This is a genomic window from Chitinophagales bacterium, from assembly GCA_016787225.1.
GTDB lineage: Bacteria > Bacteroidota > Bacteroidia > Chitinophagales > JADJOU01 > CHPMRC01.
This window is the reverse complement of the sequence record JAEUUY010000011.1, coordinates 23,246-46,532: the sequence shown is the minus strand read 5'-3', so window position 1 is coordinate 46,532 and position 23,287 is coordinate 23,246. Positions and strand designations below refer to the sequence as shown.

Below are 23,287 nucleotides of genomic sequence, written 5' to 3'. Positions count from 1 at the left end.
AAATCGTCCCGAAGGTTCTTCGGGACAACTAAATCATATAGTTCGCCACGTTGTGGCTTCTAATGATTAATTTGTGATAAACTATAGTCACATAAAGCATACATAAACAATATTTTAAGGCTAGTTTGCAATTATTGAAACTTTTTTATATGAATATATGTTCATTTATTTATATTTGCATAACCTAATAAGTAACAATATGATTTTAGAACAAATTTATACAGGATGTTTGGCTCAGGGAGCCTATTATTTAGCTAGCAATGGTGAGGCAGCCATCATAGATCCACTCAGAGAAATTCAGCCATATTTAGACAGAGCCAACAAAGACGGTGTGAAAATAAAATATATATTTGAAACGCATTTTCATGCTGATTTTGTCAGTGGACATGTGGATTTAGCTAAGGCCACAGGTGCTACAATAGTTTATGGTCCTACTACTATGACTACTGGATTTGATGCACATATAGCTACCGATGGCGAGGTATTTGCTATTGGAGATTTAAAGCTAAAAGTTATTCATACTCCCGGGCATACTATGGAGAGCAGCTGTTATCTATTGACAGATGACAAAGGAAAAGATTCGGCTATTTTCACAGGAGATACCTTATTTATAGGTGATGTAGGTCGTCCTGATTTGGCACAAAAAGTGGTAGCAGATTTGACTCAAGATAAATTGGCGAGACATCTCTATCATTCATTACGAAATAAATTGATGCCACTTGCGGATGATATAATAGTATATCCTGCACACGGTGCGGGTAGTGCCTGCGGGAAAAATATGAGTAAGGAAACTTCAGATACTCTAGGTAATCAAAAGAAGGTAAACTATGCACTACAAGAAATGAGCGAAGATGAGTTTGTGGAGAAAGTACTAGATGGCTTGATGCCTCCTCCAGGATATTTTCCTCAGAATGTGTTGATGAATATTCAAGGCTATGACCCTATTCAAAAAGTCATTAGCAATGGTATGACCGCATTAACGCCAGAAGAGTTTGAAGCTAAGGCCAACGAAACGGGTGCAGTAATTATAGATACGAGAGCACCTCAAATTTTTACGGAAGGATTTGTTCCAAACTCCATATTTATAGGGATAGATGGTAGTTTCGCTGTATGGGTAGGCACTTTAATCCCAGATGTGAAACAAGAAATCTTAGTAGTAGCAGACCCTGGTCGGGAAGAAGAGGTCATAACTAGATTGGCTCGTGTGGGCTATGATCATGCGATTGGACATTTGGCGGGAGGATTTGATGCTTGGAAAAAAGCCAACAAAGAGATAGATCACGTTCCTTCAGTATCAGCCGACGAATTCGCAAAAAGAGAAGCAGAAGATGCTACTATAAATATCCTTGATGTGAGAAAGCAATCAGAAAATTTTAGCGAACATATTATAGGTGCAGTCAATGCTCCACTTGATTATATAAACGAGAGCATGAAAAAAGTAGATAAAGACAAGACTTATTATGTGCATTGTGCAGGAGGTTATCGTTCTGTCATATTTGCATCTATTCTAAAAGCGAGAGGATATGAAAATTTAATCAATGTAGCAGGTGGGTTTTCTGCCATCAAAGAAAGTGGTAAGTTTAAGATTTCAGACTATGTTTGTCCTTCAACCATGCTATAAGATAGTTCTTAATTTTTAATTTTTAATTCTTAATAAGTTAAACTGTGTTTCAATTTATAAAAAGTCTCTTCAGCAGCGTTGATATTTCTGAAAAACTTAAAGAAGGAGCCTATCTCGTTGATGTGCGAACACCTCAAGAATTCGATGCAGGTCATGTAAAAGGATCTACCAATATACCACTTGATAGAATTCCGAATTCACTGAATCAATTGAAAGGGAAGAAAAACATTATCGTTTTTTGTCGTAGTGGTAATCGAAGTTCGCAAGCTAAGTCTATATTAGAAAGAAATGGATTTACTAATGTGATCAATGGAGGAACTTGGCAAGCAGTCAATGAAAAAGTAAAAAATATATAATAAATGCCACCAAGACACGAAGTCACAAATATTGAATTAAAAAGACTAGACAACTTCATGACAAAGAAAGCAGTCATTTAGGTGAAAAGACACAATGAAATAAATCAGAAAAAACTTGGCGACATAGTGTCTTCGTGGCAAAAGAATCAACCTTTAAACTAAATAAATTATGACAAAAAATGTAGGAAAAATTGACATGATCGTTCGAATCGTATTAGCAGCTATTCTAGCCTATCTTGACTGGAGTGGAACTGTGACTGGCACTTTGAGCTGGGTACTAGGTATTGCTGCAGTCGTTATGCTCGTGACTGGTCTGCTTAAATTCTGCCCTCTTTACAAAGTTTTAGGAATAGATACATGCAAGTTCTAATCGAAAAACTAAAAATGCCATGGAGCTTTATGCGTGTCATAAGGCTCCTCCTTGGTATATTACTTCTAGTACAAGGAATTCTAGCTCATCAATGGATGGTAGCCATGTTAGGATTTGGCTTTGCACTAATGCCTCTATGGAATCTTGGTTGCGGCTGCGAAGGCAGTGCATGCACTTATTCACCAAAAGAAAACAAGACAGATGACTAAAATAGATAATGGCTGCTGTGTCGTGGTATGTGAGCGACCACTTGATGCACAATATTGGGATAATCAATGGAAAAGTCAAACTACTGGTTGGGATTTAGGAATGCCTGCCCCACCCTTAGTTTCATTTATTGAGACGATAGAAAATAAAAATGCTAGAATTTTAATACCTGGTTGTGGAAATGCTTATGAGGCAGAGTATTTAATTAGTAAAGGATTTACTGATATTACATTGATCGATATTTCTGAAACAGCCAGTAATTTATTGAAAGAAAAATTTGCAAAAAATCCGCAAGTAAAAGTGATTTGTGATGATTTTTTTAAGCATAATGAGAACTATGATGTAATTCTAGAGCAAACTTTCTTCTGTGCTTTACCAACACGTATGCGCCAAAGATATGTTTGGAAAATGCACCATTTATTAAAGGAATACGGAATTTTAGCTGGACTTCTTTTTAATAGAACATTCGAGCAAAGTCCGCCATTTGGTGGAAGCCGAGAAGAATATGAAGAACTTTTTCATGGTGCATTCTTTTTTGAGATTCTAGAAACAGCGTCAAATTCCATACAGCCTCGCTCGCAAACAGAATTGATTTTTCAATTTAAAAAAATAAATGTCTTGGTAAATCTATATTTATTTCAAGGTATTACTTGCAATGGATGTAAAAATTCCGTCACAGAGATTTATTCAAAAATGGAAGGAGTAAAAAATGTCAGTATGAGTTCAGACTTCAAAGAAATTTTGATTGTAAGTGACCATGAGATTGATGTGAGAATATTGCAAGAATTGGTTTCGTATGATGAAGATTATAAGATTGATAGGTTGCCTTACTTTAAACTTTCCACTTTAAACTTATATCATGAACGATAAATTTCAAAACTTAATCAATTCAGACAAGCCAGTCCTCTTAGATTTTTATGCTGACTGGTGCGGTCCATGTCAAGCTATGAAACCGATACTTGTAGATCTTAAAGAGCGAATGGGAGACAAAGCCATGATAGTAAAAATAGATACAGAAAAAAATCAAGACTTATCTCAGTTTCTTCAGATCAGGAGTATTCCTACCTTGATGATATATCTGAAAGGTGAACAAATATGGAGACATTCTGGTGTAGTAGATACCAATCAACTCGAAGACATTTTAAATCAAGTAATAAGCAACAATTAATTTAGTATTATATGGAATTTTTGAGACAAACTTTGCCTTGGTATATTGCTGGTCCGCTAATTGGACTTACGGTGCCTCTATTATTAATTATAGGCAATAAGACATTTGGTATATCCTCTTCATTGAGACATATCTGTGCATCCTGCATACCAGGAAATATTCCTTTCTTTCAATATAATTGGAAAAAAGAAATTTGGAATCTGTTTTTTGTAGCGGGTATATTCATAGGTGGTGTCATCGCTGGAATGTTTTTGTCTCATTCGGGAGAAATTTTGATGCATCCCGAGTTGCAAAATTTTTTAGCTCAAAATGGTATTACAAATCTATCAGGTCTGGTGCCTAATGATTTGTTTAATTGGAATTCTGTGTTTACACTCAAGGGATTTTTAATGATGGTTGTCGGTGGTTTTCTTGTTGGTTTTGGCACACGCTATGCAGGTGGATGTACCAGTGGACATGCTATTATGGGTTTGTCCAATCTGCAATGGCCTTCGCTTGTCGCCACTATCTGTTTTATGATTGGTGGATTTGTTAGTGCTTGGTTTATTGTACCTTTTATTCTTTCACTTTAAATTTTATATAATGAATACTTATCAGGATTTTAAAGATAGTGAACTAAGACATCAAGATGCAATTTGCGTCAATGAAAGCGAACAAAAGGAAACTCTTGGGAGTAATCTAAAATATCTAATTGTAGGTATTTTATTTGGGATAGTCTTTGTCAAAGCTGAAATTATTTCTTGGTTTAGAATTCAAGAGATGTTTCGCCTGCAATCATTTCATATGTATGGTATTATAGGTAGTGCGGTCTTGGTAGGAGCACTATCCGTATTCTTGATAAAAAAATTCAAGATAAAAACTATAGCAGACGAAGAAATAAAAATAGAACCTAAGTCATTCAACAAAGGTCAAATATTCGGTGGTTTATTGTTCGGTATTGGTTGGGCTATGACAGGTGCATGCCCTGGTCCACTTTATGCTCAGATTGGCAGTGGTGCCACGGTGGTTATTGTTGTTCTTTTGAGTGCAATAGCTGGTACTTGGGTTTATGGAAAATTGAGAGATAAATTGCCCCATTAATACAAATTGCAAATGAGGAATTTACCTATAGAAAAATTAGAGTTTATTGCCGCTGTTTTAAAAGCGATTAGTCATCCTATTCGTCTTAAAATAGTTGAAATATTAGAGACAACCGATGGCTTGAGTGTTCAAGATATTTCGAAGTCTATTGGAGAGAACATTGAACAATCTCTATTATCTCATCACCTAATAAAAATGAAGGACAAAGGAATTTTAGAATGTAGTAAAGAAGGTCAATTTGTATATTATCGATTGAAATTAAAAGAAGTCATTCAACTTCTAAATTGTATGGAAAATTGTAAAGTAAAATAAGTAATGGAAGAAATTATTGGTTATTTATTAGCAGTGATTGTAGGGATATCCCTTGGTTTGATAGGAAGTGGAGGTTCAATTTTGACTGTTCCTATTTTAGTATATATTATGAAAGTAGAGCCTGTCAATGCTACGGCTTATTCACTTTTCATAGTAGGAGCCACAGCTTTAGTTGGAGGCATTAAGAATGCTATCGAGAAAAATGTAGAATGGAAAACAGCTATCATTTTTGGAATTCCATCAATAGCTGCCGTATATATTACAAGAGCCATTATATTGCCTATTATCCCTAAAGAAATATTGACTATTGGTGGATTTATCATTACAAAAGATATTTTTTTAATGATGCTTTTTGCCTTGGTTATGATTTTAGCTTCCTACAGCATGATTAAGCCGAGCAACAAAAATGAAAAAAACTTCAGTGATGTTAAGTACAATTTCCCCATGATATTTCTCGAAGGTACTTTTGTAGGTGTCTTAACAGGGTTAGTAGGGGCAGGTGGCGGATTTTTAATCATTCCTGCATTGGTCTTGCTAGCTAGGATACCTATAAAATTGGCTGTAGGTACATCTCTTCTTATCATAGCTGCCAAGTCACTTTTGGGTTTCTTCGGTGATTTAAAGACGAATCCTAATATGGATTTTCATTTGATAGGCTATTTTACTTTAGCAGCAATTATGGGAATGTTTATCGGCATTTTCTTAACCAAAAAAATAGATGGAGCTAAGCTAAAAGTCGGATTTGGTTGGTTTGTTCTTATTATGGGAATTTATATCCTTATAAAAGAATTATTTTTGAAATAGAACTTTGAGAAATTTCATTTTCCTCATTCTAATCTTCGGATGCCAACCGATTTTTTCCCAAGACTACACGCAATTCTGGCTTAGAACATCGCTGCAATATAAATTGAACCCTAAGTTCACTTCACTAATCGAACTACACCATCGAATGGAGAGTTTGTATAATACAGAAAGTCCATTTCGATATCCTCTGACGGATGCTTTTAGATTATGGCTAGTATACAAATTGTCCAATCATGAGACTATCAATTTTAGCCCATACGCTTTTTTTAGCAATCATCCGCAGATTAGAAATGATGAAGATGTATTTAATTCTAATGTCAATGAGCACCGCATTCATCTACAATATGAAAATAGAATTCATGCCGATAATTCATGGTCGCTCCTAACTAGGATAGGCGGGGAGTATCGTATCTTTGAAAGAAAACAGGACTTATTCAGATTGCGTTTTCGTGAAGGAATTGACTATGCCATTTCAAAAAAATTACATATTCAACTCTATGACGAGTTATTCTTGAATACGATTCATGTAGACGGAAGACATATATTCGATCAGAATAGAATTGGGTTAGTATCCCATATCATTCTTTCTGATAAATTCAAACTCGAGCTAGGCGTTACACATATTCAATCTACAGCTAGATATAGCACTACAGTAGTTCACAACGTCATATTTCAAACGAATTGGATGTATAGCTTGTAGTTGTAAGAGTAATAGTTCTATCTACGAACAACTTTAAATGCTAAATCCCTACCGTGTCCTTGAATAATAGCTAAATTTATCCAAGACAAGGCGAATTTTTCTAAAAGTTCAACTTTGTCGGACTTGCCAAAATCTATGCAAGAACCAAAACCACAATCTAATGCTAATTGCTTTGCAACAGACTTTGCTTTTTCGCTATCGCCAGCCATAAACATATCAATGGCTTCGTGATTGTACATTGGATTAAGCATATTTTCAAAACCGGTGGTGTTAAAACATTTTACAATTTCTGCATTGGCTTTATCTGCCAGACAATGATAGACTGTTTTGTATGGTTCGGGGTTTTTCATTACAGAATTAGTTGCATCAATTAATATTTTGTTTGACACATCACCAATATTTTCCACGATTTCAAAAATGGCAGTGGGTGGAGTTGCTATCAAAATCACTGCACTCTGCTTAACTGCATTTTCAATTGTGGCAAATCTATCTTCCCCAATTTGAGTTGCTAATTGTATACTTTTTTCACTTAAAGGAAATTTTGCACCAATTAAAACTGTATGTCCAGCTTTAATCCATTGTTGTGCTAATGCACCACCTACATTTCCAGAACCTATAATTGCTATATTCATACTTTTAAATTTTAAAATAAATAACCATTTGTTGCTTCCAATTTTTCAGGCATTGGTTCACCTAACATTTCTTTCAAATCTCTTTCTATGGTATTGCACAGTGCTGTCATGGGTATATCTGCATTACTATTTTCAAAAGGATTTTCGTTGATTTCGCCTACTTTGTTCATCACTGCAAACACAAAACAGATAACAAAACTCACAGGAACAACCATAAAATCAATATTCATTTTTGTAAAATCACCAATCAAGCATAATGGCAAAACAAAGATAAAAACATACAGAAACAATTTAGTAAAATACTGATAATTCATAGGCAAAGGGGTGTTTTTTATGCGTTCACAAGCACCTTGCCAGTTGCTAAATGTTGCCAAATTAGGTTCCATACTAATATTATCAAAAGCACCCAACATTTCCTTTTGCATTGCTTCTTTTATTCTCAAACCTTGTGTGTGCAATAAAATATTTGGACGGTTTTGTTTTTGTTTTATTTCTTCAAACTCTTTTTCACAAAGCAAATGTTGAAATTCTGCCAAATTATTTTGCTTTCTTAAATGCAAACGCAAACTGTGAGCAAATGCAATTTGCCTATCAATCATTTCTTTTTTATAACCATCGGCATCTTCTTTTGACACTTTACCAATGACCATTGCATTATTTACATTAGCAATTATCTGCCTTGCAAAAATTCTACTATTGTTGATAATGCCACCCCAAATGGTTTGGGCTTCCCACCATCGGGCATAACTACTTTGGTTTCTAAATGCAATAAAAATAGCCAATGCAGAACCCAAAATTCCTGCAATTGAGAAAGGCAAAGCAAGGTCAATAATTTTATTTCTATGCAATACAAAAATGACTATTGTCACAAAAAGAGTGGTTAATGTTTCAAAACGAATGTTCCAAATCACTTTTCTCAAATCAAAATTTCGTTTTACTATCATTTTCTAAAATTCATATCTTAAAAATCCACCAAAGTTTTCTGTTGTTATAAAATCTTCTCTGCCTAATTGCGACAAATCTAACCCAGCACCAAATTGAAATTCTTTGACCTTCAAACCCAAACGGAAACGCTGTGTAAATGAAAAAGTATTTTGCGCAACAGTTGGAAAAGCATTGACTAATTCAACTTGTGAAAACAAGTTTAGTTTTTCGGTTAGCTTTGGTGTATATCTTGCCAAAAAGAAAAAATCAATATTCGGTTCTTTCAATGTTTCAGTCACCAACCAACTAAAAATAGTGTACTCTTTTTTGATTTTTGCAAACTGAATACCTGCTTTTGGATAAACACCTTTATTCAAAATACTTGCAACAATAACAGGAGCAAAGCCTTTTAAATTTTCGTGGTTGTAACTAATGGCTTCGGTAAATCCGAACTGTGGCAAATTGGTGGTTTTCGTCATTGCATAATCTATACTTGCACGGTTGCGGTTAAAAAATAAAAACTTTGAATTATTTCTTTCTTTGTTTTTGAGAAACTTAAAAAACATAATATCCGCCGTTGCCTTTTTATGACCTACAAAAACTTCCACAGGTATTTGAGCAAAGACAATGCCTCTGAAAAGAAGCATCGCCATTATTACAAAGAAAATTTTGAAATTGAATTTCATTATTTATTCAAAGCTTTTACCACTAATTCTGCTGCTGCTGCACCACTATTTTGTTGTTGTCCGGTAATTAAGTTTCCATCGGCAATAGCATAAGAACTAAAAGGGGCAGCCACTTTAAAAGTAGTTCCTGCTATTTTCTTGGCTTCATCTTCTATTCTGTATGGTTGAATTTTCATACCCACAGCTTGGTCTGCAAACTCTTCTTCAGCATCTGCAAAGCCTGTCCAGGTTTTGCCTTTTACCAACAGTTCACCATTTGATTTTTTTGCTTCAAGCAATAAAGTAGTAGAATGACACACAGCCGAACTTGGTTTGCCAGCTTCGTAGAAAGCAACAAAAAGTTTTTCCAAATCTTTATTACCTCTGAAAGTGTACATTGGACCTTGACCACCAACCAAAAAAATTGCATCGTAGTTTTTGGCATCAACTTCAGTTAATTTTTTAGTATTTGCCAACATGTCGTTAAATGATTTTTGTTGCATATAACCCAAAGAAATTACATCACCAGCCGAATAACCACTTGCATCGGTTGGGTTAGAGTAGCCGTCCATTTCTAATTTTCCACCTTCGGTTGAAACCAATTCTACTTCATAACCTGCTTCCTGAAATACTCGAAGTGGGTGAGTGAGTTCGGCAGCCCAAAAACCAATTTGCCAACCTGTTTGTTTACTTACACTTGGTGAACTTGCCACCATTAAAATTTTGCCTTTGGCAGGTGCACCGTGAAAATGCACATAACTTGTTACTTCTGTTACCATTTTTTTTGAATTTAATTTATTAGATAATTTTTTTGTTTGTGCTAACAATCCTAAACTTGTTAGAACAATCAAGAATAAAGTGAAAACTGACTTGACCATATTTTAAAATTTGACAATTTTTAGGTTGCAAATATCATTACTATATCTACCTTTGCAATGTATACAACCCAAAAGTGCGATACATACTTTTTGGTAAGTGTCAATAAAATCAATAGAAACAGACAATGCCTGATTTTAAATACAACGGTAAAATTTATTACAACCCTGTTCAATTAGTAATGGAACAAATAGGTGGTACTTGGAAAGCACCCATTTTATGGCGACTAAAAGATAAAACAATGCGTTATGGAGAATTGCGAAAAGATATACCTCATATTTCAGACAAAATGCTGACTACACAATTAAGAGAATTAGAAGAAGACGGATACATTACACGTAAAGTTTACGCAGTTGTACCACCCAAGACAGAGTACAGCTTGACAGAACAAGGTATGGATATAATTAAATTGATAACATCCATTAGAAACTACGGACTAAAAATGATAGAAAAACAAGAGCAGAGGAAATAAATATTCTGTCACTATTCTATAATGAAAGGATAATTTTCCAATATCCTATCCGCTGAAAAATAAATTCTATATTGTCCTTTCGATAGTTTGAATGCAAGTTTTGAACTTCTACCTACTTTAGTATTTATTGAGGTTTTTATCACTTCGTTATTATTGACGTCTTCAATTTTTACTTCCACTAACATTGGGTTAAAGGCATAATTGAGAAAATATAATGCACTATCAGTGCATATTGGATCTGTATAAAAATTATGAAAACATAGATTTCGACGAATCGAATCTGTTATTTCTATCTGATAAATACAGCCATCAGTAGAGTCATTTCTCTCGTCAGACAGTACAAGTGTTTTTTCATTTCTAAAAGCAATGGCTTCTTTTTGCGAATAAGGCACAATAAACTTGCTTACCCCACCCTTAGAAAAATAATTAGGAGTAAAATCTGTAATTAGATATATAATATTGCCTGCAAGAATTGCGATTTGCTTTTGATTAGGACTAATAGCAACGGCTGTGACCCACATTCCTGTTTGAAAGCTATCAATAATTTTTGCTTCATATTTTCCACTAGTCTTTGGTAAGCGATATATTTTTGAGAAACTTGACCTGCCCCGATTTTTAGAGAATAAGTACAAGGAGGTATCTAGTGCAAAAAATGCTTCGCAATCAAAGTTCATATTCTCTCTTGACGGAGGAAAGGAATCTTGGTCTTCATAAGAAAACTCAATTATTTCTGCCTTTACCGAATCCAATAGATAAGCATCTTTTTTAGCTATTTTATAAATTCTTAAATCCTTTCTTTTGTTGCTATTATTCCCCATATCATTTATATAGAAGTAATTTTCATCTTGCGTTATTTCTTCTACATCTCTATCCAAAGAGTTAGTGATTCTCAATTTTTTGATTACTTCGAGACTATTATTTAACTGATAAATATATCCGCTATCATCGCCATCATTATGTGTCCAGAATGTATTGTTATCGCCACAAATTAGGCCTGAACTTTCTTTAAGTCTTTCTGGCAATTTGCCAAGGTTTAATGGCATGACTTGACAATAAGAATTAGAAATGAATAGGGCTAAATAGAGCAGTATTAAATGTCTCATATACGTATATTTATTTAGATCAACTCATTCCCTTCCATCTCTGCTGGTTTATCAATATTCATCACCTTTAGAATTGTAGGTGCGACATCGCCTAATTTCCCTGCTTTAATTTCTCGAGGAGAATTAGAGACATAAATTATTGGCACGAGGTTCATACTATGCGCAGTATTTGGGCTTCCGTCTGGATTGAGCATATAGTCTGAGTTTCCATGGTCTGCGATAATGAGAATATGGTAATTTTTTTCTAGTGCAAGTGGTACAATTTCTTGTAAACAGGCATCAACTGCTTGCGTCGCTTTGACTGCTGCTTCGAATACCCCCGTATGACCTACCATATCGGTATTGGCGAAATTGACAACGATAAAATCCGGTTGTGTAGTTTGCAATTCTACTAGGAGTTTGTTTTTAATTTCAAAGGCAGACATCTCTGGTTGCAAATCATAGGTCGCCACCTTAGGTGATGGAATCAAAATTCTATTTTCACCAGCAAATGGTTGTTCTTGCCCACCAGAGAAAAAGAAAGTCACATGCGGATATTTTTCTGTTTCCGCCATGCGGAGCTGTGTTAAGTTATTTTTAGCAATAACCTCCCCAAGTGTATTTTGGAGATTATCATTTCTGAAAATGACATTGACATTTTCAAAATCTTTGCTATACTCGGTCATAGTTGTATAGTGAAGTTGGAAAGGGGTCATTTCAAAATCTTCAAATGCTTTTTGGGTCAAGACTTGAGTTATCTCACGACATCTATCTGTTCTAAAGTTAATGCAAACAACCGCATCTCCTTCTTGTATAGCCTGAAAATACTGTGTTTTAAAAGGCTTGATAAATTCATCTGTTTCGCCTGCAAGATATCTTTGTTCTATGGTCTCAGCTGCATTATTTGTTTCCTCACCTAGTCCATGCACTAATAAATCATAGGCTAGTTTCACGCGTTCCCAGCGCTTATCTCTGTCCATTGCATAATAGCGTCCACAGACAGATGCTAATTTGGTTTTCTTTAGAACTAAAAAATCTTCTAAATTTTCTATTAATTCTTTACCACTCTTAGGGTCACAATCGCGTCCATCGGTAAATGCATGGACTAAAATATTGTCTAATCCAAAGGCTTCTGCATATTCAATCGCAGCCTTGAAGTGCGATGTATGACTATGCACACCGCCATCAGAGTAGAGTCCGATAAGGTGCAATTTTTTATTATTATCAAGACAATATCGAAATGTATTTTTCAGTACGGAATGATTTTTTAATTCACCAGAAGCGATTGCCACATTGATTCGCTGTAGTTCTTGATAGACGATTCTACCTGCACCGATATTGAGGTGCCCTACTTCGCTATTGCCCATTTGACCATGTGGTAGTCCGACTTCTTCTCCATAAGTCACTAATGAGGCATTCGGATATTTATTTTTCAATTCATGAAAATAAAGAGGTCCAGCGTTATCTATAGCGCTGCCTTTGATTTCATCTTCCTTGGCGGTACCCCAACCGTCGAGAATAAGGAGTAAACATTTTTCATTTTTTGTCATAACGCCACGAATTCACGAATTATTATTATTATTATTTAGCCACCAAGACATAAAGTATTTTCACATTTTCAATCCAGATAGTTATCGGGACTCATTATCACCTTATCACAACAACACATTGTCACATTTTCAAATTAATCCATTTTCAAATTGTCATTTCGTTACATTCACTATCCCTCTTATCTTCTTTACCACATAGCGTTTGAGATTCTCATCAGCAAAAAGAGTATCGCCGTAAATGATTTCATTTCCATTGCGAATTTCTACTTGACCATAGGATTGCATCTTACGTTCATTTTCCATCCATATTAATTCTTGGGATTTCAAAATTCTGCCATCTGCCGAGACCACTAGTACACTATCTCGCGCTTTCATTTGATTCGTCTTATGGTCATGTTCGCCATATTTTGAGGTCATGGTACTACTAATATTTCCGAGACTATCATATAGCTTCAATTCTATACCATCTGGAAAATATGTTTTATAAGCCGTGTCTTCCTGCTTCACCATTGTAGGAGCATTAAGAATAGCTGTACGAACACTCTTCTCAGAATAGTTAACAACGATATTTTTGCCGACGTCTGTCCTTGCATTAAGATTGTCTTTCTCTATCTGGGTATTCTGTAAATCATTTTTACATGCAAGGCAGAGATAAAAAATAGAAGTGAATTTAAAAAAGCGCATATTATTAATCAAAACCTATTGAAGGTTGTATTAATCAAATTTCTGTCGCATGAACCATTTGTCTGCAAAAGTGAGAATCAAATGTATATTTAAATAATTCTCTGAAAGTTGATTGGCATCTCCTCCAAATCCGCGAATGCCATATTCTGCACCTAGACTGATAAAGCCTATATTTCTTCCAAATACAGGTAGGGTAACACCTCCCATAAATCTAATGTCATTGAGGGTGCCAGCAAAATTTTGCTCACTTTTTCCCACCACAGCTCCTACTCTGTAGGTCAATCTATTAAAATATTTTCGAGCATCCACGTCTCTATTCATAAATGGTTTGTGTTCTGCACCTAAGTGAAAATGCCAAGCGTTCTGTAGATTTTGACCATCGATGATAGATCTGAAGTTAGAAAAATTTTCAAGGTTGAACTCAGCTCCAAAGAGTGTTGTCTTGTTCTGTATCATACTGACCCCAAGTCCTATTTTACTATACTGTGGCAAATCTATGTTAGAACTGGAATCCTTTAAAGTGACAAATTCTGAGACTCCTGAGCGGTCAAAAATATTTTGTTTTTTAAGTTCATTGGTGCCAGATTTAGAAAAAGAAGAGCTATAATAACCTCCAAGGATAAATTGTCTGTTTTTAGATGCTTCTAATTCATATTGAGCCCCTAGCGTATACTGAATACCAAATTCTGAAATGGTGTTTTTGCTGGCAATTCTTGGCAAGAGTGCGGAATCAGGAAAAACGAAATCGTTTCTATGCTCGACCTGTCCAAAGCTTATTCCTAAATTAGCTCCAACCTTGAAGTTTTTAATTCTGAATCCTGCACCTGCGAATACCTGATAAGTATTACCACTGCCTATTCTTTGATTTGAAAATTGTCCAAAAACGGGATCTTGTCCAATGTTTTGAAGTCCATAATTCGTATTTGCACTTCTCATAAAGCCAAGACATAGCCCACTTTTACCAGTTGTTAAAGGAAATGACATAGCAAAATGGTTGATGCCAAGGCCGCCAGAGCGAAGGGTACTATCGCCAATGTGATAACCCCCTGAAATACTATAAGCCCCTACCTCAATATTAGTCAAACTAGCATCAGCATAACTGGCAGGATTTTGAAAATTGGTAACTAAATTTCCTACATAGGCTGCGGAGAGCTGACCAGAAAATCTGTTCTGTGAAAACACACTTGAGTTCAATCGACCTAAATCTGATGCGGAAGTCAAACTTCGAAGTTGTGCATGAAGTCCTTGAGACGCTATAATTAGGCTCGTGAGAGCTATATAAATTTTATTCATTGGTTAAAAGTATTTCATTCAAACCTTTTAAGGTAAAATGATAATCTGCAAATATCTTATAATTTAGTTTATTTTCAAAGAATTGAGTGCTTCCGCCTGTCATAATAATATTTAAATTAGGGTAAAGCGATAAATAGGCCTCAATTCTTTTTTCAATCTCGAATTGAGTCCCGAGTATAACTCCACTGAACAAGCTCGCCTGTGTATCCATGCCAATGAGCTCTGGAGCTCGGTTTTTATCTAATTCAATGAGCGGCAATTTATCCGTGTATTCGTGCATACTGTGGGCACGGAGCGCTATGCCAGGGGAAATGGACCCTCCTATTAACTGAGATGCATTGTTTATCAGGGTAAATGTGATACAGGTGCCAGTATCTATCACCAAATTATCCATATTCTGAAAAAGCAGGTTAGCATACCAAGCATTGATGAGTCTATCTGTTCCTAAGCTCTGTGGAGTTCGATATTCATATTGAATGTTTTTAAGCATTTCTCTCGTGAATACTAATTTTTTTTCTGCCTGAATCTCCTTCCACCATAATATATCAGTATTACCAGAGCCTGAGAGTATAGCATTTTGAATTTTAAAATCTTTTAATTCTTCCCATATATGATCTACTTCTCGTCCCACCCATAGATGCTTCAGTTCGCGTCCTTCGAAGAGTGCGAGCTTAATATTAGTATTTCCTATCTCTACTATCAAATTCATAGACTAGGTTTTCTGAATAAATAATACATAGCCACCAAAAGGTGAAGAATCCCCATAGTAAGTTGAACAAAGCTAGATGTAATGGCTACTCCCATTGCTTCGTATCTAGGGATAGCGTAAATATTCGATAATAGGCTTAGCAAGACTCCAATAGCTACAATTACAATCAATTCTTTATATCTCTCAGTAGCTGTGAGATAAGAACCGAAGACGTACATCCAGCCAACACCCAAGGTGCACCATACTTGCTGTTTGAATACAGCTAATTCATAGCCTGTATGTTGTGGATACAATTTTGCATAGATCAAATCTCCAAAACCCAAACTTGTAAAAATCAGTCCCAATGATAGAAGAGTAGCTATCCCACAAGAAATTAAAACAACTTTTCTGACATAAACGAGATTCCCTTCTGTATAGTTATAAGCCACAGTAGGGAGCAAAAATACACTTAGTAAAGCTAGCACATTGAAGGCACTATCAATAATGCGAAGGGATAGAGCCAAAACATCGCATTGTTCAGCTCCATTGGGAAGCATTTTCCCTAGTAATACCACATCTATACGAGAATAAATAGTCATAAATAAAACTATGATAATCAGAGGCCAACCCTTATGGATAATTTCTATAAGTTGTTTAGGTGAATAACTATCTATGGTGAATGAAATTTTTTTTCTGAGCACAAAACCTACTACAAGAAAACAAAAAATATAGGCAGCAATATGGAAAAAGATAAAGTGGTAAATAGAGATTTGAAATCCATTGTGTATCATCGCTAAAATGCCACCACCAAAAAGTATGAGTATAATCCGATCGAAGCTGCTGAGAAAGCTATCTAGCTTTAACATTTGCAAACCCTGCACAAAGGTTCTCAAAAACTGGTAAAGAGAGAAACTGAGCATTTCTATAGCTATTAAAAAGAAAATCCACTTATGATTTGAATCGCTGATTTGTGTCAACGAATAAATAAGGACAATACCAAGGAATAAAGCAGATAAAATACCTTTACTTATCCATAATTCTGCGGTGTAATTTTTATAATTTTCTTTCCATTCAGAGATAGACTTTACTGTAAAATTATGTAAACCAAGGTCTAAGACCAATGCGAAAATATAGATCAAATAGAGAAATTCAAAATATTGTCCATAAGCTTGTTTGCCTAGTGTGAGCTGAAACTTTCGGTCTATAAGGAATACCCATATAGGTTTTACAGCGAAATTGATAACAAAGAGTAAGGATAAGTTCTTGAAATATTGCGTTAACTTCACAGGGTAAAAATAGGGAATTAGTTGTAAGTATCTAGTTTCAAGTTGAACCCGAATCTTGTAGTTCAAAGTTTTGAAATGCAAACCGACGAAGAAAACTAAACATTTCAGTAATTCTCATTTCCTTATTTTTGCCCAAAATACGTTTCAAAGATTATGTCCCAAATTGATTCTTTTAATTTTAAAAACTTTAGAGCGCTTATACGAGTCGACTTTAATGTGCCACTCAATGATAAATTTGAAATCACGGATGATACCCGTATTCAAGCGGCCTTACCTACTATCAATAAAGTGCTGAAAGATGGTGGTGCAGCTATCATTATGACTCATTTTGGTCGCCCAAAATCCAATCTACAATCTGTAAAACTGGGGGCAGAAGAGAAATATTCCACCAGACACTTGGTTTCGCATTTGTCTAAATTGCTTGGAAGAGAAGTTTTCTTTGCCGACGATTGTGGTAGTGAAGAAGCCTATAAATTAGCCAAAAACCTAGACGCAGGTCAAGCATTACTTCTGGAAAATACTAGGTTCTACGGAGAAGAAACAAAAGGGGATGACGATTTCGCTCAAATGTTAGCCACCTTAGGAGACGTCTATATCAACGATGCATTTGGTTCTGCTCATCGTGCGCATGCGAGTACGACACAAGTGGCTCATCACTTCAAAGAGGACAAGCGAATGTTTGGCTATTTGATGGAGGCAGAAGTGAGTAATGCTGAAAAAGTGCTTCTGCATGCCGAAAAACCATTTACAGCTATCGTAGGCGGCGCCAAGGTGAGTGATAAAATTTTGATACTCGAAAATTTATTGAATATAGCCAATGATGTCATTATCGGTGGTGGTATGGCTTATACTTTTTTCAAAGCCCAAGGCGGACAGATAGGCAAATCATTGGTAGAGGAAGATAAGTTGGATTTAGCCACCTCTTTATTAGCTAAAGCAAAAGAGAAAGGAGTTCAAATACATTTGCCTATAGACAGTATCATCGCCGATAATTTCTCAAATGATGCCAATATCAAGGCGGCGAATTCAGACCATATTGAAGATGGCTGGATGGGATTGGATATTGGACCAAATGCCATAGAATCGTTTTCTAAAGTAATATTAAATTCTAAAACTATACTATGGAATGGACCTATGGGCGTGTTTGAAATGTCTAATTTTAGTAAGGGTACGGAGACGATAGCTAAGAAAGTAGCAGAAGCTACGAGCCATGGTGCTTTCTCTCTCATAGGTGGTGGTGATAGTGTAGCAGCTATTAATCAATTTCATTTAAACGATCAAGTGAGTTTTATATCCACTGGAGGAGGTGCTATGCTAGAATATTTCGAAGGGAAAAAACTACCTGGGATTGAAGCGATAAAGAGAGAGGCATAGAATTGAGAATATTAGATGTTAGAAAAGAGTCTATTATAATGTTAAGTTTAAGAATTTAATAGGTGGGTTTAAAGTATTTTGTGAATCAGTAAGACTATCGGTAGCATGAAGATTCCTAAACTTCACTTTCACAGGAATGAAGAAGTTGTTGTGAGTCTGCGTCATTCCTGCAATCTAAACAAAACTCTGTGTTAAAGGACAGTCCTTGAGCAAAATATTAGAATTATTGCTAACTAGTAAAAATTAAGCATTTAAAATTAACAATTCATTATGATATCCCATACCGCTCTTCGGCAGTCTTTTCTTATAGCTCTCATTGTAGGCTTATCGCTATTATTATTTACCAATTTATATTTTATCATTGATGCTTTGCTAGGCTCTGTGGTATTGTCAATTTTGAGTGTCAAGCCTATTCATTTTATGGTTAAGCGTCGGATCAAACGTGAACATGCAGAATGGATTTATTTTATCGGTGCACTGCTGGCTGTTTTGATTCCATTGACTATATTTTTTTTGGTGCTCAAAGGACAATGGTCTTCGATAATTCTTTTTTTCAAAAACTATGGTCAGTCGGTCATGATTATAAGTCAAAAAGTTAATGAGAAATTGGGGAGTAATCTGATCACCGATGATATGCTCAAGTCCGCAGCGTTAAAGATTTCTAGTTTTGCGCCTAAGGTTCTCAATTCTACATTGGATTTATTGACTACGATAGGAATTATGTATTTTCTCCTCTATTTTTTTATAAAAGATGGTACGTCTATTCGCAAAGGGTTGTTATCCATTTTGCCATTAAAAGATAGCAATAGAGAGAGTATTTATTCCCTCACTTATCAATCCGTTTTATCTAATTCATTGATGATGCCATTGGTAGCTTTATTTCAGGGGCTTATAGCTTGGATAGGCTATGGCATCATGGGGGTTAGTCATTCTTTTATTTGGTTCTTAGCTACCTTCTTGGCATCTATGATTCCGTTTTTCGGAGCAGCCCTTATCTATGTTCCACTTGGAGTTTTATTGATATTTAAAGGTCAGCAAAGTGCCGGTATTTTTATCCTTGTTTGGGGTTTTGCGGCAGTGAGCAGTGCCGATAATTTTCTTAGGATTTTCTTTATGAAAAAATTTGATAATACGCATCCTCTGATTACCTTTCTTGGTGTCATGGCAGGTCTTAATATCTTCGGATTTTTGGGAATCATCTTCGGTCCGCTGCTGATATCACTTTTGCTTATCTTGATAAGGATTTATCGAGAGGAGTATCGGTGAGATTTTCTTTGATTTTAAATATCCTATCGCTATCTTTGTGATATAATCATAGAAAGACTCTTTCTCTAAAACAAAAATTGTATGGCAAGAACTGCAACTAGCGAGGTTATAGACGAGGAAGTAGACTGGGATAAAAAAACCACTATTTTAAGTAAAACAGACCATAGAGGTATCATTGAATACTGCAACGAAGGTTTCTGTGAGGTAAGTGGATACACTGATGAGGAGCTAATGGGCTCTAATCACAATATTGTAAGACATCCCGATATGCCTAAAGTTTTATTCAAAGTTTTATGGGATTGTTTGAAAAATAGTCAACCTATTAGTGCAATAGTGAAAAACAAATCAAAATCAGGTCAATACTATTGGGTACAGGCACAGTTTAAAACTCTGATTTCAGACGGAGAGCGATATTATTTTTCTGTGCGAACTGGTGTAACTACTGGACAGGTGGCAAAAGTAGAAGGTCTATATAAGAAGCTTTTGGAAATAGAGATAGCCGAAGGAACTGCCCAAAGTGAAGCATTTCTATTAAATTTTTTAAAGCAAAACAACACCACTTATCATGAGTTAATTCAAAGTATTCTTGCATAAAATAATTATATCCTAATGAGCAATAGAGTTGATTTCGGACATTTGAAGGCCTATCATATGGCTTGGAAAAATAAGATGCGTAATTTCCTCAATGGAACAGAAAAGGTAGAGCGCGATGAACTAGTCTCACACCAAAATAGCCGACTAGGGATTTGGTATTATAATGAAGGGAAGGATGAATTTGGACATCTAGAACCGATGAAAACGTTTGAAATCAAACAAATCAAACTGCATAAGTTGGCCAAAGATATCTATGAGTTGAAAGAAATAGGTGAAATAGCTCTTGCGGAAGATATTTATTTGGATCTAGAAGCTACATCCCAGTCTATAGTAGCATTGCTCAAAGAGGCTGAGAATATACTGAATCAAGGTATAGCAGCGGAAGAAGAGCGCATGGAAAATTCCAACCTTGTCGTTCCATGGGATAAAACGAAGAAATTAGTTTCGGAAACCGATGCTACTGGAACGATTACCTATGTCAATGAAACGCTAACATTAGTAAGTGGTTATACCGAGGCGGAGCTTATCAATAAGAGTCATAATATTCTTCGTCATCCTGACATGCCAAAAGTCATTTTTAAAATTTTATGGCAATCAATAAAGGATTTAAAACCAGTTCCTATTATTGTTAAGAATCGGGCTAAGTCTGGAAGATTTTACTGGTTGTTGAGTAATTATACCCTGACCTTAGGTGAAAATTCGGATATTAAAGTAATAACTGGAGTGCAAACTGGAGTCAGTAAAAATGTCGTAGAGAATCATATAGAGCCACTATACGCCAAACTACTCAACATCGAAAAAGCCACCGACATGGATGCTAGTGAACGATATCTGCGAGGGTTTCTCACTGAACGCAATCGTAGCTATGAGGAGTATATCGATAACTTATTGATGACAGGTCGAGACACTGTCAAGTCGGATAAGAAAGGATTTTGGAGTTCACTCTTTGGTAAGAGCTAATTGAAAAACAAGGATAGTTTTTTTTCTTTTAGGAATAGGGGACAGATTTTTTGGTACAATCTTGCTAATGTTTTTAGTTATCTCCTAATTTTATTTTCTATTGTATTTGTTTTTCCTATTGATATACAATTTTTCGGGGAAATACGCTATATAGAATCCATAGGTCATTTTTTATTCCCGATACTATCATTTGGTTTGGCACAAGCTTTCGTGAACTTTACACCGCTTCTTGAGTCTTATCATATCAAGACCTTTTTCGGCAATTCAATTATAATGGTAATGCTTACGGGATTGTTTTCATTCTTGGTCCTTGTTGCCATCAATTATGAATTTCCACTTCCCGATTTCTTTCTGCTTTGTATGGGTATTCTCATCGGAATTGGATTGGCTTATATCGAAATTTTCAAATCTAAAGCCTTATTTCTCAAAAAAGTCACTCTCCCTGTATATCTCGAAAAGCTAGTTCCTAAGCTGGTTTTGATTATACTATTTTATATATTATTTTCATCTAAAGTTGATAATTATTTCTATTTGTTACTTTCTTATGCTTTTGTATTTATAGTCATAAGTGTAGTTATGTTACTGTATATTCTTAAGTTTACGCGACCACGATTTTCAGTCAGCGAGCTGTATTTTTTTGAGAATTTTTCAAAATCACAATTGATAAAATATAGTAGCTATTCTCTAGTGGCTAGTATAGGATCCTATCTTGCATTTAGAATAGACGGATTTTTAATTCCTCAGTTTTTAACAATGCAGCACAACGGGGTATTTAGCATGGCAGCATTGCTTGCAAGTGCTGTGGCTATACCTTCTACTGGTATTACTGCGCTGAATCTCAATTCCATTTCAGCGTTGATATATCATAGTGATACTGCCAAGTTGGGTGATTTGTATATTAAATCTGCAAAGGATGCTTTTTTCTATTGTTCTTTTGTTTTTATTTTGGTTTGGATATCATTGCCTTTGGTTACGAGTTTCCATAGTGTGTTGTATAGTCAAATGGAGCAGTTTGAAACGATTGTGGCCATACTAGGAATTGGAATTCTAGTAAATATTTCTACAGGTTTTAATACAGAAATCATTACCTACTCCAAATATATTCGATACAATATTTTTTTTATTCTTTTATTAAGTGCAGTAAATATCGCTGCAACGATATGGTTCTTAAAATTTACGCAGTGGGCTTTAATAGGAGTAGCCATTTCCATGTCACTATCTTTGATATTATATAATTTATCAAAACTGATTTTTATCAAACTAAAGTTCAATATATGGCCATTCGACATGCGTTATTTTATTATGATATTGTGCTTTATTTGTATTTCTACTATTTTATTTTTCATTCCCTATATATATAGCAATGTTTTCATTTTCTTTATAAAACTTGCTCTTGCGCTTATATTCTATTATCTCATAAAATTATATCTTATAGATGGAAGAAAAGTAAGAAAGGAAATAGAATATTATTAATGTCTTTATTTCATGGATAACAAATCACTTCGTATCCATCCGATGGTTTTTTTATTCTGTTGTTTACCATTACTTCCTTTAAATACTACTTCAGTAGCGTCATTGCAGAGATAGACTCTAGACCAATTATTCCAGGTTTCTATGAGTCCTACTTCATATCCTATCTTTAGTTTTTTTAGACTTTCCGAATTGGCACTATCACTTTTCCTTAGATTTACCCCATCGGTATTCGTTTTAAATATTTTACCAATATTATTCGGTGAGCCAAATAGAGCGGTACGATATTCGTCCCATGGAAATGCAGGTCCTGGGTCTTGCTTTCTGCCTGCTGATATATCGTCATGTCCTAGTATCTTTTGCAAATTATAAGTCTCTAACAAGGATTTGGTTACTGCTATTAATGCATCTATTTGGGCTTTAGGGTATTTCTGCCATTGTGTTTGTGTTATAAATTTATGTTTATGCTTCATGGTGACAATATCGCTAGAACCATTCGCTTTTGCCACATCGAAGCCAAAATTGATAATCTCAATACCTATTGCTCTATTATTAAATGCTACTAGACCATCCCAGGTGCTATAACCCGCATGAAAGGATTGCTTGTTAAAAGGTACCATTTGATAGATATCACCATTGCGATCTATAACGAGGTGTGCCGAGGTACTGTTTATGGTTTCAAAAGTATTGAGTGTAGAAGAAAGACCTGCAGCCGTGTAGTGTATAATCAGATCCTTTGGTTTGCCATCTGCAGTTTGATAGTCCTTAAAGTTTGGACTTTTTCTATTGTGAAAAATTTTTTCGCTACCTTCAGCGACGAGTTTGTGATTGGAAATTTTCATGCTGTTTAGAT

At 35.2% G+C, this 23,287-nt stretch carries 28 protein-coding genes; 17 read left to right on the top strand and 11 right to left on the bottom strand.

Features of this window, described 5'->3' with window-relative positions; translation table 11 throughout:
- The first annotated feature begins 199 nt into the window (after positions 1 to 199).
- The 11 genes from JNL75_03330 (at position 200) to JNL75_03280 (ending at position 6,618) form a co-directional block, all read left to right on the top strand.
- Positions 200 to 1,621: an MBL fold metallo-hydrolase gene (locus JNL75_03330; GenBank protein ID MBL7788852.1), complete on the top strand. Its 1,422-nt coding sequence runs from the start codon at positions 200 to 202 to the stop codon at positions 1,619 to 1,621.
- An 83-nt stretch (positions 1,622 to 1,704) separates the two neighbouring features.
- On the top strand, positions 1,705 to 1,977 hold the full coding sequence (locus JNL75_03325; protein MBL7788851.1) for a rhodanese-like domain-containing protein: 273 nt from the start codon (positions 1,705 to 1,707) through the stop codon (positions 1,975 to 1,977).
- 169 nt (positions 1,978 to 2,146) lie between these two features.
- Entirely contained in the window at positions 2,147 to 2,347 is a 201-nt protein-coding gene (locus JNL75_03320) for a DUF2892 domain-containing protein (GenBank protein MBL7788850.1), read from the top strand.
- Positions 2,335 to 2,556 (top strand): hypothetical protein, encoded by a 222-nt coding sequence (locus JNL75_03315; protein MBL7788849.1) that lies wholly within the window; start codon positions 2,335 to 2,337, stop codon positions 2,554 to 2,556. The genes JNL75_03320 and JNL75_03315 overlap by 13 nt, the downstream gene beginning before the upstream one ends.
- Positions 2,549 to 3,424 carry a methyltransferase domain-containing protein gene (locus tag JNL75_03310; GenBank protein ID MBL7788848.1) on the top strand — a complete coding sequence of 292 codons (876 nt, stop codon included), beginning with the start codon at positions 2,549 to 2,551 and terminating at the stop codon, positions 3,422 to 3,424. Before JNL75_03315 ends, JNL75_03310 begins: the two co-directional genes overlap by 8 nt.
- Entirely contained in the window at positions 3,414 to 3,722 is a 309-nt protein-coding gene (gene trxA, locus JNL75_03305) for a thioredoxin (protein MBL7788847.1), read from the top strand. The genes JNL75_03310 and trxA overlap by 11 nt, the downstream gene beginning before the upstream one ends.
- An 11-nt stretch (positions 3,723 to 3,733) precedes the next feature.
- Positions 3,734 to 4,294: a YeeE/YedE family protein gene (locus JNL75_03300; protein ID MBL7788846.1), complete on the top strand. Its 561-nt coding sequence runs from the start codon at positions 3,734 to 3,736 to the stop codon at positions 4,292 to 4,294.
- 10 nt (positions 4,295 to 4,304) lie between these two features.
- Positions 4,305 to 4,802: a YeeE/YedE family protein gene (locus JNL75_03295; protein MBL7788845.1), complete on the top strand. Its 498-nt coding sequence runs from the start codon at positions 4,305 to 4,307 to the stop codon at positions 4,800 to 4,802.
- Positions 4,803 to 4,814: 12 nt separating this feature from the next.
- On the top strand, positions 4,815 to 5,114 hold the full coding sequence (locus tag JNL75_03290; GenBank protein ID MBL7788844.1) for a winged helix-turn-helix transcriptional regulator: 300 nt from the start codon (positions 4,815 to 4,817) through the stop codon (positions 5,112 to 5,114).
- A 3-nt stretch (positions 5,115 to 5,117) separates the two neighbouring features.
- Positions 5,118 to 5,918, top strand: a complete 801-nt coding sequence (locus JNL75_03285) for a sulfite exporter TauE/SafE family protein (protein ID MBL7788843.1) — start codon at positions 5,118 to 5,120, stop codon at positions 5,916 to 5,918.
- Positions 5,919 to 5,922: 4 nt separating this feature from the next.
- Complete coding sequence (locus JNL75_03280) at positions 5,923 to 6,618, top strand: DUF2490 domain-containing protein (protein ID MBL7788842.1); 696 nt, start codon at positions 5,923 to 5,925, stop codon at positions 6,616 to 6,618.
- Positions 6,619 to 6,635: 17 nt separating this feature from the next.
- Here the strand turns inward: JNL75_03280 and JNL75_03275 are convergent, their stop codons facing one another.
- The 4 genes from JNL75_03275 to JNL75_03260 are packed head-to-tail and all read right to left on the bottom strand — an operon-like array spanning position 6,636 to position 9,717.
- Positions 6,636 to 7,250: an NAD(P)-binding domain-containing protein gene (locus JNL75_03275; protein ID MBL7788841.1), complete on the bottom strand. Its 615-nt coding sequence runs from the start codon at positions 7,248 to 7,250 to the stop codon at positions 6,636 to 6,638.
- Between the two features lie 11 nt (positions 7,251 to 7,261).
- Positions 7,262 to 8,194, bottom strand: coding sequence for a hypothetical protein (locus JNL75_03270; protein ID MBL7788840.1), 933 nt, complete (start codon positions 8,192 to 8,194; stop codon positions 7,262 to 7,264).
- A gap of 3 nt (positions 8,195 to 8,197) precedes the next feature.
- Positions 8,198 to 8,860 carry a hypothetical protein gene (locus JNL75_03265; GenBank protein ID MBL7788839.1) on the bottom strand — a complete coding sequence of 221 codons (663 nt, stop codon included), beginning with the start codon at positions 8,858 to 8,860 and terminating at the stop codon, positions 8,198 to 8,200.
- A complete protein-coding gene (locus JNL75_03260) occupies positions 8,860 to 9,717 on the bottom strand; it encodes a type 1 glutamine amidotransferase domain-containing protein (protein MBL7788838.1) in 858 nt (285 codons plus the stop codon). The genes JNL75_03265 and JNL75_03260 overlap by 1 nt, the downstream gene beginning before the upstream one ends.
- Positions 9,718 to 9,896: 179 nt before the next feature.
- Here JNL75_03260 and JNL75_03255 point away from each other — a divergent pair, with 179 nt between their 5' ends.
- The gene (locus JNL75_03255) at positions 9,897 to 10,187 is read left to right on the top strand and encodes a helix-turn-helix transcriptional regulator (GenBank protein ID MBL7788837.1); all 291 of its coding nucleotides are present in this window, start codon (positions 9,897 to 9,899) and stop codon (positions 10,185 to 10,187) included.
- Positions 10,188 to 10,198: 11 nt separating this feature from the next.
- Here JNL75_03255 and JNL75_03250 read toward each other — a convergent pair whose 3' ends face one another.
- The 6 genes from JNL75_03250 to JNL75_03225 form a co-directional block, all read right to left on the bottom strand.
- Entirely contained in the window at positions 10,199 to 11,290 is a 1,092-nt protein-coding gene (locus tag JNL75_03250) for a hypothetical protein (protein MBL7788836.1), read from the bottom strand.
- 14 nt (positions 11,291 to 11,304) lie between these two features.
- Positions 11,305 to 12,819, bottom strand: coding sequence for a 2,3-bisphosphoglycerate-independent phosphoglycerate mutase (locus JNL75_03245; GenBank protein MBL7788835.1), 1,515 nt, complete (start codon positions 12,817 to 12,819; stop codon positions 11,305 to 11,307).
- A gap of 153 nt (positions 12,820 to 12,972) precedes the next feature.
- Positions 12,973 to 13,503, bottom strand: a complete 531-nt coding sequence (gene lptC / locus JNL75_03240; protein ID MBL7788834.1) for an LPS export ABC transporter periplasmic protein LptC — start codon at positions 13,501 to 13,503, stop codon at positions 12,973 to 12,975.
- Between the two features lie 30 nt (positions 13,504 to 13,533).
- Positions 13,534 to 14,796 (bottom strand): hypothetical protein, encoded by a 1,263-nt coding sequence (locus JNL75_03235; GenBank protein ID MBL7788833.1) that lies wholly within the window; start codon positions 14,794 to 14,796, stop codon positions 13,534 to 13,536.
- Positions 14,789 to 15,505 carry a type III pantothenate kinase gene (locus JNL75_03230; protein MBL7788832.1) on the bottom strand — a complete coding sequence of 239 codons (717 nt, stop codon included), beginning with the start codon at positions 15,503 to 15,505 and terminating at the stop codon, positions 14,789 to 14,791. Before JNL75_03230 ends, JNL75_03235 begins: the two co-directional genes overlap by 8 nt.
- A complete protein-coding gene (locus JNL75_03225; GenBank protein MBL7788831.1) occupies positions 15,502 to 16,770 on the bottom strand; it encodes an oligosaccharide flippase family protein in 1,269 nt (422 codons plus the stop codon). Before JNL75_03225 ends, JNL75_03230 begins: the two co-directional genes overlap by 4 nt.
- A gap of 153 nt (positions 16,771 to 16,923) precedes the next feature.
- On the opposite strand from JNL75_03225, the gene JNL75_03220 reads away from it, so the two are divergent.
- From JNL75_03220 to JNL75_03200, 5 genes are all read left to right on the top strand, one after another.
- The gene (locus JNL75_03220) at positions 16,924 to 18,144 is read left to right on the top strand and encodes a phosphoglycerate kinase (protein MBL7788830.1); all 1,221 of its coding nucleotides are present in this window, start codon (positions 16,924 to 16,926) and stop codon (positions 18,142 to 18,144) included.
- A 270-nt stretch (positions 18,145 to 18,414) separates the two neighbouring features.
- Entirely contained in the window at positions 18,415 to 19,410 is a 996-nt protein-coding gene (locus JNL75_03215; GenBank protein MBL7788829.1) for an AI-2E family transporter, read from the top strand.
- An 81-nt stretch (positions 19,411 to 19,491) separates the two neighbouring features.
- Complete coding sequence (locus JNL75_03210) at positions 19,492 to 20,004, top strand: PAS domain-containing protein (GenBank protein ID MBL7788828.1); 513 nt, start codon at positions 19,492 to 19,494, stop codon at positions 20,002 to 20,004.
- 15 nt (positions 20,005 to 20,019) lie between these two features.
- Positions 20,020 to 20,964, top strand: a complete 945-nt coding sequence (locus JNL75_03205) for a PAS domain-containing protein (protein ID MBL7788827.1) — start codon at positions 20,020 to 20,022, stop codon at positions 20,962 to 20,964.
- Positions 20,965 to 22,437, top strand: coding sequence for a hypothetical protein (locus tag JNL75_03200; protein ID MBL7788826.1), 1,473 nt, complete (start codon positions 20,965 to 20,967; stop codon positions 22,435 to 22,437).
- A gap of 5 nt (positions 22,438 to 22,442) precedes the next feature.
- Here JNL75_03200 and JNL75_03195 read toward each other — a convergent pair whose 3' ends face one another.
- The gene (locus JNL75_03195; protein MBL7788825.1) at positions 22,443 to 23,276 is read right to left on the bottom strand and encodes an N-acetylmuramoyl-L-alanine amidase; all 834 of its coding nucleotides are present in this window, start codon (positions 23,274 to 23,276) and stop codon (positions 22,443 to 22,445) included.
- Between the last annotated feature and the right edge of the window lie 11 nt (positions 23,277 to 23,287).